Here is a 12,189-nt window from a genome sequence, read left to right on the forward strand (position 1 = left end):
CGCGTTAGCGGCGTGTCAGGTCACTTCGTTGATCCACTTCCAACTTGCGTACTTGTCGCCGCGCTCGCGGACGTGCGTGTACCGTTCCAAGCTCTTCCATGCCTTGTGGCCGGTTACGGCGGCAAGCTGAGGCACGCTGAGGCCTTTCTCCGCGAGGTATGAAGCCCCTTCATGGCGAAGGTCGTGAAAGTGTAGGTCGTGGATGTCCAGTAGCTTACAGGCCTCTGTAAATCGCCTGCTGACGGTGTCGCCATTGTAGGGGAAAATCTTTTCCTTTTTGCGTGGCATGGCTTCGATTATCGCGGTGCACGGGTCCGGCAATTCCACCCACGTATCCACGCCGCCCTTCTGCCCCGGATTCTTCATCTTGCGGACCAAGACTCTATGATGGTCCGGCTCAAAGTCTTCCCACGTGATCCGGCAAATCTCCGCCTGACGGCGGGTACTGAAAATAGCAAAAGCGACAACGTTGTGCATAGGCATGGTTCTGGGATTGGACTCCGTGGCCTGCTGGAAATGCGCCATTAGCTTGTCCAGTTCGTCCAGTGTAGGGCGGCGGGTGCGCTCTTCTGCTTTGCTGACGTGGCCGTTACGGGTCAGAACCCGTTGCGCGTCCTTCATAGCCTGTGCGTCCAGTTCATAGCCCCACAGCGGTCGTGCGTCTGAGAATACGGCGGCAAGGTGTGAGAGGTAATTGAGGGCGGTGGCGCTTGAGTTTAGGTCGGGGCGGTCGTGAAGCTCTTTCACAAACGTAACGATATGTTTGGACTCGATCTTATCGCAGGGCATACCTGCAATATCATATTCCGTACGTATGGTCCGCAGAACCTGTGCCTTTGTCTTCCCAATCGCGGTCAAAGACTCCTTGATATACTTATCAATTGCATCCCCTAGGGTTACACCTGCATCGCTTCGCTTCTTGGGCGTCAGCCCCAAACGGATTTCTGCGTCAATCTCTTCTTCGCGTTTCTTCGCCCACGCCTTGGCGGGCTTCGGTTTGTCAAACGTACGCGACTCTTGGTAAGGAGGATTGCGGCGGACAATTTGCGCCGTAACACTGGTCTTGCCGCTCTTTAAGGTTCGTTCGCGAAAGGTGGCCATTCTGTATGACTCCGATATATTTCGTATGACTCTGAGTCATACTGTATGACAAAACGGGCGTAAATGGGGCAAAAAGGGACAAAATCGGGCAGGCTGATAGAGTGGAAAATAAGTGAATAACCCAATAAAATATAACCTTTCCAGCTCTGCTCGCCTCAGCGTTGCACCGATGATGGACTGGACGGATCGCCATTGCCGCTATCTGCATCGTCTGTTGTCGCGCCGCACGTTGCTCTATACGGAAATGGTGACGTCGCCTGCGCTGGTACGTGGTGATGCGCGCCATTTATTGCGGTTTGATGGGGCGGAACAGCCAGTGGCGTTGCAGCTTGGCGGATCTGACCCTGTAGAGCTTGCAAAGGCCGCTGTGATGGGCGCGGATGCGGGATATTCTGAGATCAACCTCAACTGCGGTTGCCCGTCTGATCGGGTGCAATCGGGCGCGTTTGGGGCTGTCTTGATGAAACAACCCGCGTTGGTGGCTGAATGTTGCGCTGCGATGATTGCCGCGCAACCTGCTGAAGTCACTGTGAAATGCCGCATTGCTGTGGATGATCAGGACCCCGAAGAAGTCTTGCCAGAGTTCCTCGCCCGTATCGTTGGCGCAGGTGTAACCCGCGTCACGATCCATGCGCGAAAGGCGTGGTTGCAAGGGCTGTCGCCTAAGGAAAACCGTGACGTACCGCCGCTGGATTATGATCTGGTACACCGGATGAAGGGGCTGTTTCCGAACCTGCATATTTCCATCAATGGCGGTGTCGCGACGCTGGAACATGCCAAGGAATTGCTGGATGCAGGCCTTGATGGTGTGATGATCGGGCGGGCGGCGTACCACAATCCGACCGATATTTTGCAAGCCGCTGATGCCGTTGTTTGGGGCGGGGACATGGGGCGGGACCCCGTAGATGTCGTTCTGCAAATGCGCGACTATATCGAAGCACACATGGCGGACACGACGCGTGGCGGTGGCAAGCTGATGCCCGTTGCAAAGCCGATGTTGGGGCTGTTTGCAGGGCGTCCAGGTGCGCGCCAATGGCGGCGCTACCTGTCTGAAAATGCCCACCTTGAGGGCGCAGGCTGGTCTACGATCGAAGATGCGCTGGCCGCGATGGAGCGCACTGCGGCTTAACGGGTTGTCGCCGCGCCGTGCTTAGGCAATGTTGGCGCAAATCTTGGAGCTTACTATGCCTGAAATGTCTGTACTTTTACCGCTTGTCGGATTGCTTATGGTGATTGGTGCGTTTGCTGGCGTTTTGGCGGGATTATTGGGCGTTGGAGGGGGCATCGTGCTGGTGCCCGCGTTCTTTTATGCGTTTTCGGCGCTTGGCTATGACAGCCCGCAATTGATGCAAATTTGTTTGGCGACCTCCTTGGCGACGATCATCGTTACGTCACTAAGGTCTCTGAATTCGCACAACAAAAAGGGTGCGGTGGAATGGGACATTCTGCGTGGCTGGGGTTTGGGCATTGTCATTGGCGCGATCATCGGCGTGGCCGTGGCGACGCAATTACGATCCGTTGTTTTGCAGGCGCTGTTTGGTGGTTTGGGAATTTGCATCGGCTTGTATATGGCGTTTGGGAAATCGGACTGGCGGCTGGGTGAGGGGATGCCGAAGGGTGCGTTCCGCGCGATTGGATCACCGGTAATCGGGTTTCTATCTGTGTTGATGGGGATTGGCGGCGGCAGCTTTGGGGTGCCAACAATGACGTTGTTCGGCGTACCGATCCACCGTGCTGTGGCAACAGCGTCCGGCTACGGCGTGATTATCGCACTGCCCGCAGTTATTGGCTTCCTGTTTGCCGATATTGAGGTCGCTCCACCGTTAACCGTGGGGGCGGTGAACTTCGGTGCGTTCGGTGTGGTTGTATGCATGACGCTCATCACAGCGCCTTGGGGTGCGGCACTGGCGCACCGCATGGACCCGAAACCGCTGAAGCGGGTGTTCGGGTTCTTCCTGATACTGGTTGCGCTGAACATGCTACGTAAGGTTCTGTTGGGTTAGGTGCTAAGGTCCACTTTGCGGACAAAGCTGCCGTCCGCTTGATTGAACTTTTTGGCGAGTCGTGCTCTAGCAGTTTCCATGGTTAAATTAAAAAATGTCTTGGCCCTTGTTTGCGTTGCTTGCTTTGTTTGGCTTTGCTTTTTTGGCGACTTATTACAAGCGGGAGACCCAAAGACCAGCACCATGGTGGTCCTCGGTTTACTTGGCGTGTCATTTTTCGTGCTTCTTTTCTTACGTTTTTCTTCGATGTTGGTTTGGCTTAGGGCGTTCTTCTCTATGTGATCTTGAACAAGAGATGCCCTTCTTTTCAAAAAGGCTCATCACTTACGCCTCTTATAGTCAAACCACTCATGTGTAAGAAAAATGGGCCAACCAAACACTAAGAAGAGCTTTCTGATAAGCCAGTGTTTCTCAGGAAAAGATGTGTATGGAATTGCGATGGCAGTAGCGAACATTAATACCGTGATCCAAAAGAACATTGTTATTCGTTTTCTTTTTGCGCGCCAAAAGTCATACATCTTAAGTTCCCCCGCAAACGCCACAGCATACCTAACCACCCCTAGACAGACCAATAATATAAAGAGGATTCGGCTCAATAACGCATTGATAGCATACATCCGTGCATGACATAGCATTGGCAACATTGGGCTCAATGCAGATATTCATCCCTTAAGGCGTGCCGCACGGCCACCGCGACGTTTGGTGATTAGCTTTGTGCGGTTGGACAGGTCGTCCATAACCGCCTTGCGCGCATCGCCAGACAAGCTGGACCATGCACCGATTTCATCGATTGAGCGTAAGCAGCCGGTGCACAGGCGCGATTCTGGATGGATCACGCAAATCTTGATGCAGGGGCTTTCGATCTCGGCGCGCTTCCAGATGTCATCTGTGTCGTCGGTCATGACGCGGTCCGCAAATGGCCGAGGCGATCTAGCAGGCCTTGCAGAATGATCCCAGCGGCGACGTTGTCGATGCGTTCGGCACGGCGTTTACGCGATAGGTCGGCCTCAAGCATGGCACGATCAGCGGCCACGGAAGACAGGCGTTCGTCCCAGTAGGTGATCGGCAGCTCGGTTAGGCGGGCAAGATTGCGGGCAAAGGCGCGAGTGGATTGCGCGCGCGGCCCTTCAGAGCCGTCCATATTGCGCGGCAAGCCAAGCACAATGCCCGCCACATTGCGATGCGCTGTGATTTCAAACAGGCGCGTGGCATCAGCCTGAAACTTCGTACGTTTGATGGTTTCAAGTGGAGAGGCGATCGTCAGCATCGCATCAGACACAGCAACGCCAATGGTCTTGGTCCCAAGATCGAGGCCAACAAGGGGCGCAAAGCTGGGTAGGGCGCCAGCAAATTCTGTGACGTCTTCGAAGATCATTCGGTCAGGCCTGCATCTTGTGCTGCGCGACGTACGATTTGAACAGCTTGGATGTCAGCGCCGAAAATTGCCTCGGCCTCATTAAATACCGTTAATGCAGTTTCATCTTCGCCGAGTATCGCAAGGGATGAGACGAGACGCGCCCAGTCTTGTGGTGGGCCGCCCTCGGATGCGAGGCGATCTGCCAACTGACCAACCATGCCTTGGATCATTTGCTGGCGCTCTTCCGGGCTCAGGTCTTCGGCCGCTTCAAGGTCGGCGTTGGTTGGACCGCGTTGATCGGGCAGGGCGTAGTCCATACCCAATTGCGCAGCGACGTCGGAAATCTGGCCAGCGGCGAAATTCCAATACATCGTATCTTTGTCGCCGTTTTCCACCACATTGCGCCAGAAGTTAAAGGCGCGATCAGGGCGGTCGTTCTGCGCGTAAAGCAGACCCGCATAATACAGCGCAGGGGTGCTTTCAGGGTTGTTTTGCAGAATACGCACAGTGATTGTTTCTGCCTCAGGCGACACATAGCCCTGCGTGCCGATCACCAGAAAGTCGAGGAGGCGTACGTAGTCAGCCTCAGTGACGGTATCCCCCAAAAGGGCGATGGTGCGTTCCTGCGCACGGGCAGCGCGCTGCATATTTCCGATACTGGCCTCAACCTGCGCGAGGTAAGCCCATCCTTGCACAGCATCCGGACGTTCAAACGCCGCCGCGCGCAAAGCTTGCAGAATTTCAGCGGTCTCAGGTTCAGCCAATGAGATCGAGTCAAATTCGGGACTTTCGGCCTCTGCCTCAAGCTGGGAAGGGCGGTTGGCGCGGCGTTCTTCGGCAATCGCAATGCGTTCAGCGCGTGGAACATCGCCGTAACCTGCAGCACCAAGTTCCCAGTACAGCAAACCAGTGCCGGTCAGTAATGCCGCGGCCAAAGTAAACGCAACCGCACGGCTCATCTTTTGTGGAGCGCCTGTGGCATCGGCGCGCGCATTTGTGTCTGCTGTCAGCAAACGACGTGAGATTTCGGTACGTGTACGCTCGGCCTCAGCCTCATCCAATACGCCACGCGCCAAGTCTCGCTCAACTTCCAGCAACTGGTCGCGGTAAATGTTGATGTCTGTGTCTTTGGCGGCCTGAGCGGCGCGCCCGCGCCAAAGCGGGGTGAGCACTGCGCCAACTGCCAGCACACCGAGTACCGCACACGTCAGCCCGAAAATGATAAATTCGCTGTTCATACCGCAAGATGTAGTCGTTTGGCGCGTCCGAAAAAAGGGACAATCGCGTGAAGTGTTGCGGCCAAAGGGCGCGTGTCGCAAACTGATGTCTTTATGCCGCTGCGAGTATCCTCTTTTTCTCCATACGGCCCAGAAGAATAAGTAGATGATTTAACGTCCAGGGGACCGACATGCGCCGCTTTTCCGCTTTTGCCATTGCCCGTGAAGCCACACGTTACCATTCAGGATGGGAACGCCATTGGCGCAGCCCTACACCAAAGAAGAAATACGACGCCATTATCGTTGGTGCCGGTGGACATGGGCTGGCGACGGCGTGGCACTTGGGCAAGCACTACGGCATCACCAATGTGGCGATCATCGAAAAAGGCTGGCTTGGCGGCGGTAACACAGGGCGCAACACGACCATCATCCGCTCCAACTACCTGCAAGACCCGTCTGCGGCGATCTATGAGAAGTCTCGGTCCTTGTACGAAACGATGAGCCAAGACCTGAACTACAACGTCATGTTTAGCCCACGCGGTGTGATCATGCTGGCCCAAACCCACCATGAGGTTCGCGGTTATCAGCGCACAGCGCACGCCAATGCGTTGCAGGGCGTCACGACAGAATGGATTAACCCTGCACGGGTGAAGGAACTCTGCCCGATCATGAATATTGAGGGGCCGCGTTATCCGGTTCTGGGTGGTCTGTGGCAGGCACGGGGCGGCACAGCGCGTCACGATGCGGTTGCATGGGGCTATGCGCGGGCCTGTTCTGATATGGGCATGGACATCATCCAGCAATGCGAAGTCACGAATGTGCGCACCGAGGGTGGCAAGGTCGTCGGTGTCGATACGACCAAAGGTGCGATTGATTGCGATAAGCTGGGGATGGTTGTTGCAGGTCACGCGTCGCATTTGGCGGATATGGCGGGCTTTAGACTGCCGATGGAATCTGTGGCGTTGCAGGCGCTTGTGAGTGAGCCGATCAAGCCGTGTATGGATATTGTCGTGATGGCCAACACTGTGCATGGCTATCTGTCCCAGTCCGATAAGGGCGAAATGGTGATTGGCGGCGGCACGGACGGATTTAACAACTACACCCAGCGCGGGTCGTTCCACCATGTTGAGGAAACCGTGCGGGCGCTCAATGAAACCTTCCCAATCCTGTCGCGCCTGAAAATGCTGCGCCAATGGGGCGGGATTGTTGATGTGACGGGGGATCGCTCGCCCATTCTATCGAAAACCCCGATTGAGGGCGTCTTTGTGAACTGCGGCTGGGGCACGGGGGGCTTTAAGGCCATCCCAGGGTCCGGCTTTGCGATGGCAGAACTGATGGCCAAGGGCGCGTCACCGTTGACGGATGAGTTTTCCATGTACCGGTTTAGGGAAGGGAAGTTCATTGATGAGAGTGTAGCGGCGGGGGTCGCGCATTGATGGAGTGGCTCAAGGGCCTGAGCGGCAGGCGTATAGGGTTTGCTTTGGTTTTACTCCCGATTTGTGGCTTCATGGGCTGGTCGTTTGCAAAGGCAGCACTGGGGGATTCAGCAACTGATTTTCAGAGGTTCGGATCGGTGATTGTTGCTTTTACAGTTTTCGCGTTTGCGCTTACGAACAAAGAGTTAACCACATTAAGAAAGAGCGTGGACTCTGATAAACTTGAGAGATTACAGGCGGCCGCCGAGAGCATTCGCGATCTGGAACAGAGCGTTTCGGAACTAAGCGAAGCTGAGTTGGCAACCGAGGAAAAAGCCAAGATCAACGAAGTTCTTAGTGTGAAAGAAGAAGTTGAGAACGGATTGGAATTGTTGCCGCAAGTGGCACGGTTTCTGAGGAATTTGTCGATTGCGGAAATAGCGTTGTTGATCGTTGGAACTTTACAGTGGGGCTACGGTGACCTGTTTCATTGTTGGGCGCACGGAAACGGGTGGCAAGTATGCTATTGATCTCAGTCTATCAGGCATCTTCCAGCCGACCCAAACCCGCCAATCCGGCCACCTCTCGCCCAAATCGTCCGGCGTTTTCCGCTCATATTCCAACGCGCCCAATTTCCGCCATTGTGTCCTCACCAAAGGCGTTTCGGGACATGACTGTCGCCAAAATACCCTGCCGCGCTTCGCGCTTTCGGGACATTTTGTCGGCGTCTTCCATTCTGGGGGGCCCAAAACGCCAGAAACAGGAGGACTTGAAATGGCTGACTACGACTTCTCGAAACCTGCGCCAGACCGGTCGCACCGCATTCCGCATAACACGGGCTCGGGCACGGGGGGCTTGGGGCTTATCCTCGTTGGCACCGTCATCGTGCTCGTCGTGCTTTACGCTGTCTTCGGGGGGGCTGCCGTGCCGCTTGAGCAAGACCCAAGCGCCATTGCGCCCGCGTCTGAAGTGCCAGCACCTGCTGCCGACGCAACACCCGCGCCAACGCAATAACGACCACCACTCACGGCTAAGTCTTACAGGGCGGGGCGCAATCCCCGCCCCAAAAGCCGTGTCCGCCCTAAACTTGCCCCTTCACTTTGAACTTGGGGGCATTGCTGCCTCCGCTACGGAGGTCCGCCCATGCTGATCCTTGAATGCCCATATTGCGGCGTAAACGCTGATGAGACCGAGCTGCACGCAGGGGGCGAAGCGCACCTGAAACGGTTCGGACCTGAGGCGTCTGATGAAGAGTTCGAAGGCTACTTGTTCGTGCGCGAAAACCCCAAGGGTGTGCATCTGGAACGCTGGCAGCACCGTTATGGCTGCGGCAAGTGGTTCCACGCCGCGCGCTGCACGACGACGCTTGAGGTGTTTGGCACGTATTCCGCACAAACCCTCGCGCCGCCTAAGGAATTGGTTGCAAAGATAAAAGAGAAGCGCCCTGACTGGACATGGCGTGAATTCGGGGGGGCATCGACATGAGCACACGTCTGAACACTGCAGGGCGGCTGATCAACCGCGACACGCCTGTCAGCTTTACGTTTAATGGCAAGAACATGCATGGGTTTGAAGGCGACACGCTGGCGTCTGCACTGATCGCCAATGACCAGATGCTGGTGGGGCGTTCGTTCAAATACCACCGTCCGCGTGGCATTGTGGCATCCGGTGCGGAAGAACCCAACGGCTTGGTGAACCTTGGCAAGGACGGGCATTTTGAGCCCAACCAAAGGGTCACAACGCAGGACCTGTTTGACGGGCTTGAGGCGAGCTCACAGAACCATTGGCCGAGCCTTGAATTCGATGTGGGGGCTGTGAACGCCAAGCTGGGACGCTTTATGCCGGCTGGCTTCTATTACAAAATGTTCATCCATCCGCGCCCATTGTGGAAGCATGTCTATGAGCCGATCATTCGCCATGCCGCTGGATTGGGCAAGGCGCCCAAAGATCGCGATGCAGATATCTACGAACATTTTTACGCCCATGTGGACGTTATGGTCGTTGGTGGCGGCATTGCGGGTCTGTCCGCAGCTTTGGCTGCTGGACGTGCTGGCGCGCGCGTGTTGCTGGTTGAACAGACGGCCCATTGGGGCGGTCGTGCGCCAGTTGATGGTGCGCAGATTGACGGTTTGGATGCCGATGCGTGGTTAAAGAACGCTCTGCAAGATCTTGAAAATATGTCGAATGTTACCGTTGTTGCACGTTGCATGGGGGCGGGTGTTTATGACCACGGTTATGCCTTGGCGTATGAGCGTCTGACAGACCACCTAAGCGGAAAAGACGGCCCGCGTCATCGTTTGTGGCGCGTTCGCACGAAGCAGATTGTGACCGCGACAGGTGCGATTGAACGCCCGCTGTCGTTCGCTGGAAATGACATTCCGGGGGTCATGTTGGCGTCTGCGGTGCGTGATTACGTGGTGAACTACGGCGCGTCTGTTGGGGATCGCACCGTTGTCGTGACGAACAATGACGACGCTTATCGCACCGCGATTGCAATGGTGGACGCAGGCCTTGATGTCCCTGCGATCATCGATGCGCGGATGGCAGCGGGGCCTTTGGCGCTGGAGGCCGAGGCGCTGGGCATTCGCGTGCTGCACGGCAAAGGTATTTCAAAGGTTAAAGGTGGCAAACAGGTCTCCGGTGTTGAAATCTGTGCGCAGGCCGGAGAAGGCGGCGCGCTGGAAGAGATTGAATGCGACGCCGTGGCCATGTCAGGTGGTTGGTCGCCCGTGGTGCACCTATGGTCCCATTGCGGCGGCAAGCTGATCTGGGACGAGGCGCAAAGTCATTTCCGTCCTGATCCCGCGCGCCCACCACTGGGGGCTGATGGCACAGGGTTCGTGACCACAGCAGGGATCGCCCACGGCGCCATGAGCACCCGCGATTGCCTTGTCAACGGCCATGAAGCAGGCGCTCAGGCAGCGGCATTGGCTGGGGCGACCGGCAAGGTTGGCAAAGCCCCGAAAGGTGACGCGCCAGATGAGGCTCCGATGGCGGCGGTTTGGATCATGCCGCAGGGTGCGGGGTATAAGCTGCGCTCAAAGATGTGGTTAGATTATCAGAACGACGTGAAAGTTTCTGACGTTCAGCTGGCCGCGCAGGAAGGTTATGAAAGCGTTGAACACACCAAGCGGTATACGACTTTGGGTATGGCGACGGATCAAGGTAAACTAAGTAACATCAACGGTTTGGCGGTCCTTTCTGACGCACTTGGGCAGGCTATTCCGGCGACGGGAACAACAACATTCCGCCCGCCGTATACCCCGATTTCACTGGGTTCCATTGGCGGCGAAGCGTCAGGCGAGCTATTCCAACCGTTGCGCAAAACGCCGATCCATGAGTGGAACGACGACAACGGTGCCTACTGGGAACCTGTCGGCCAATGGCGTCGCGTTTACACCTATCAGCGAGACGGTGAAAGCATTGAGGATGCGGTGAACCGTGAGGTGAAGAACACCCGTGAGAACCTTGGTCTGTTGGATGCGTCAACCCTAGGGAAGCTCGTGGTTTCCGGCCCCGATGCGGGCAAGTTCCTCGACATGATGTACACCAACATGATGTCCAATTTGGCTGTCGGGAAATGCCGCTACGGTTTGATGTGCGGTGAGCAGGGCTTCCTGTCAGATGATGGTGTGGTTGCGCGCATCGCTGAGGATCGCTGGCTTTGCCACACGACCACGGGCGGCGCGGACAGTATTCATGCGCATATGGAAGAGTGGCTGCAGACAGAATGGTGGGATTGGGACGTTTACGTCGCCAACATCACGGAACAATACGCGCAAATCGCTGTGGTCGGCCCCAATGCCCGTAAGCTGTTGGAAAAGCTGGGCGGCATGGATGTATCGGCAGAGGCTCTGCCGTTCATGCAATGGCGCGATGGTGAAATCGGCGGGTTTGATTGTCGTGCCTATCGCATCTCGTTCTCGGGCGAGTTGTCTTACGAGATCGCGGTGAAAGCCAGTGAAGGCGAAGCATTCTGGAAGACCTTGTATGAGGCAGGGCAGGAATTCGGCCTGATGCCATACGGCACCGAAGGCCTGCACGTGCTGCGCGCCGAGAAGGGCTTTATTATGATCGGGGACGAGACGGATGGCACGGTCATCCCGCAAGACCTTGGGCTGAACTGGGCGATTTCCAAGAAGAAAGAAGACTTCTTGGGCAAACGCGGCCAGCTGCGCAGCCATATGGTTGATCCTGATCGCTGGAAACTTGTGGGGCTGGAAAGCACGGATGGGTCCGTCATTCCTGATGGTGCTTATGCTGTTGCGGAGGGCGAGAACGCCAATGGCCAACGCAACGTGCAGGGGCGCATTACATCAACCTATTACAGCGCCAACCTTGAGCGCGGGATCGCGATGGGGCTTGTGCACAACGGGCCGGACCGGATGGGCGAGGTGATTACCTTCCCCAAAACTGACGGCACGGAAGTTCAAGCAAAGATCGTTGATCCGGTTTTCTATGACCCAGCTGGGGAGAAACAAAATGTCTAATATAGCAGTAGTAACGCGCGCAGATGCACGCGGCATGATTACCTTGCGCGGTGATCTGGGCAGCGCAAAGATAAAGAAAGCGGTCAAAGCTGCCACAGGGCAAAAGATGCCTGTGTCTGGACAGTTTTTGGGCGACGGGACACAGGGTGTTGCGTGGATGTCCCCGGATGAGCTGTTGTTGATCGTTCCCTATGACAGCGTTGGCACGTCAATCGAGGGGCTCAACAAAGCGCTCGTCAAGACGCACTTCTTGACTGTGGATGTTTCGGACGCACGGGCGGTGTTTACGGTTTCCGGAGACGGCGCACGCGATGTGCTGGCGCGGCTTTGCCCTGTTGATTTGCACCCTGACAGCTTTGGCGTCGGCCAAGCACGCCGCACGCGCTTAGCGCAGATTGCGGCGGCGTTCTGGATGCATGAGGGTGGCCTTGACGTGGTTTGTTTCCGCTCGGTCGCGGATTATGCGCACGGGGTACTGACCCGCGCAGCGACCACCGGAGACAAGACCGGCTTTTTCGCCTAAAGGCGTGCGCATTTTGCAGCAACTTGTGCATTTGTGTGGCGCTACCTTTTGTCCGCTGCGGTGTCGTGCGAAACTCTGAAAAA

Annotated in this window: 13 protein-coding genes; 8 read left to right on the plus strand and 5 right to left on the minus strand. The window is 56.3% G+C overall.

The features are described from left to right. Window positions 1–15: 15 nt before the first annotated feature. Entirely contained in the window at window positions 16–1,101 is a 1,086-nt protein-coding gene (locus OSB_RS06180; protein WP_049834164.1) for a tyrosine-type recombinase/integrase, read from the minus strand. Window positions 1,102–1,213: 112 nt separating this feature from the next. Here OSB_RS06180 and dusA point away from each other — a divergent pair, with 112 nt between their 5' ends. Next, window positions 1,214–2,230, plus strand: coding sequence for a tRNA dihydrouridine(20/20a) synthase DusA (gene dusA / locus OSB_RS06185; protein WP_074202199.1), 1,017 nt, complete (start codon window positions 1,214–1,216; stop codon window positions 2,228–2,230). 55 nt (window positions 2,231–2,285) lie between these two features. Then, window positions 2,286–3,104 carry a sulfite exporter TauE/SafE family protein gene (locus OSB_RS06190; RefSeq protein ID WP_143831216.1) on the plus strand — a complete coding sequence of 273 codons (819 nt, stop codon included), beginning with the start codon at window positions 2,286–2,288 and terminating at the stop codon, window positions 3,102–3,104. A gap of 662 nt (window positions 3,105–3,766) precedes the next feature. Here OSB_RS06190 and OSB_RS06205 read toward each other — a convergent pair. From OSB_RS06205 to ccmI, 3 genes are read right to left on the minus strand one after another with little or no spacing between them, the layout of a single operon-like run. Then, complete coding sequence (locus OSB_RS06205) at window positions 3,767–4,006, minus strand: DUF1289 domain-containing protein (RefSeq protein WP_049834169.1); 240 nt, start codon at window positions 4,004–4,006, stop codon at window positions 3,767–3,769. Beyond that, window positions 4,003–4,479, minus strand: a complete 477-nt coding sequence (ruvX, locus tag OSB_RS06210) for a Holliday junction resolvase RuvX (RefSeq protein WP_049834170.1) — start codon at window positions 4,477–4,479, stop codon at window positions 4,003–4,005. The genes OSB_RS06205 and ruvX overlap by 4 nt, the downstream gene beginning before the upstream one ends. Further along, window positions 4,476–5,699: a c-type cytochrome biogenesis protein CcmI gene (gene ccmI / locus OSB_RS06215; protein WP_049834171.1), complete on the minus strand. Its 1,224-nt coding sequence runs from the start codon at window positions 5,697–5,699 to the stop codon at window positions 4,476–4,478. Before ccmI ends, ruvX begins: the two co-directional genes overlap by 4 nt. Before the next feature lie 170 nt (window positions 5,700–5,869). Here ccmI and OSB_RS06220 point away from each other — a divergent pair, with 170 nt between their 5' ends. Both OSB_RS06220 and OSB_RS06225 read left to right on the plus strand, forming a co-directional pair. Then, a complete protein-coding gene (locus tag OSB_RS06220; RefSeq protein ID WP_049834172.1) occupies window positions 5,870–7,114 on the plus strand; it encodes a sarcosine oxidase subunit beta family protein in 1,245 nt (414 codons plus the stop codon). Beyond that, complete coding sequence (locus OSB_RS06225) at window positions 7,114–7,623, plus strand: hypothetical protein (protein ID WP_049834173.1); 510 nt, start codon at window positions 7,114–7,116, stop codon at window positions 7,621–7,623. Before OSB_RS06220 ends, OSB_RS06225 begins: the two co-directional genes overlap by 1 nt. 82 nt (window positions 7,624–7,705) lie before the next feature. Here OSB_RS06225 and OSB_RS16910 read toward each other — a convergent pair whose 3' ends face one another. Further along, window positions 7,706–7,828, minus strand: coding sequence for a hypothetical protein (locus tag OSB_RS16910; protein ID WP_268794151.1), 123 nt, complete (start codon window positions 7,826–7,828; stop codon window positions 7,706–7,708). Window positions 7,829–7,867: 39 nt separating this feature from the next. On the opposite strand from OSB_RS16910, the gene OSB_RS06230 reads away from it, so the two are divergent. From OSB_RS06230 to OSB_RS06245, 4 genes are all read left to right on the plus strand, one after another. After that, window positions 7,868–8,107: a hypothetical protein gene (locus OSB_RS06230; RefSeq protein WP_049834174.1), complete on the plus strand. Its 240-nt coding sequence runs from the start codon at window positions 7,868–7,870 to the stop codon at window positions 8,105–8,107. 129 nt (window positions 8,108–8,236) lie between these two features. Then, window positions 8,237–8,578, plus strand: coding sequence for a sarcosine oxidase subunit delta (locus tag OSB_RS06235; RefSeq protein WP_049834175.1), 342 nt, complete (start codon window positions 8,237–8,239; stop codon window positions 8,576–8,578). Then, window positions 8,575–11,583, plus strand: coding sequence for a sarcosine oxidase subunit alpha family protein (locus OSB_RS06240; protein WP_049834176.1), 3,009 nt, complete (start codon window positions 8,575–8,577; stop codon window positions 11,581–11,583). The genes OSB_RS06235 and OSB_RS06240 overlap by 4 nt, the downstream gene beginning before the upstream one ends. After that, window positions 11,576–12,106, plus strand: coding sequence for a sarcosine oxidase subunit gamma (locus OSB_RS06245; protein WP_082166426.1), 531 nt, complete (start codon window positions 11,576–11,578; stop codon window positions 12,104–12,106). The genes OSB_RS06240 and OSB_RS06245 overlap by 8 nt, the downstream gene beginning before the upstream one ends. The last annotated feature ends 83 nt before the right edge of the window (window positions 12,107–12,189 follow it).

This window comes from Octadecabacter temperatus (genome assembly GCF_001187845.1).
GTDB lineage: Bacteria > Pseudomonadota > Alphaproteobacteria > Rhodobacterales > Rhodobacteraceae > Octadecabacter > Octadecabacter temperatus.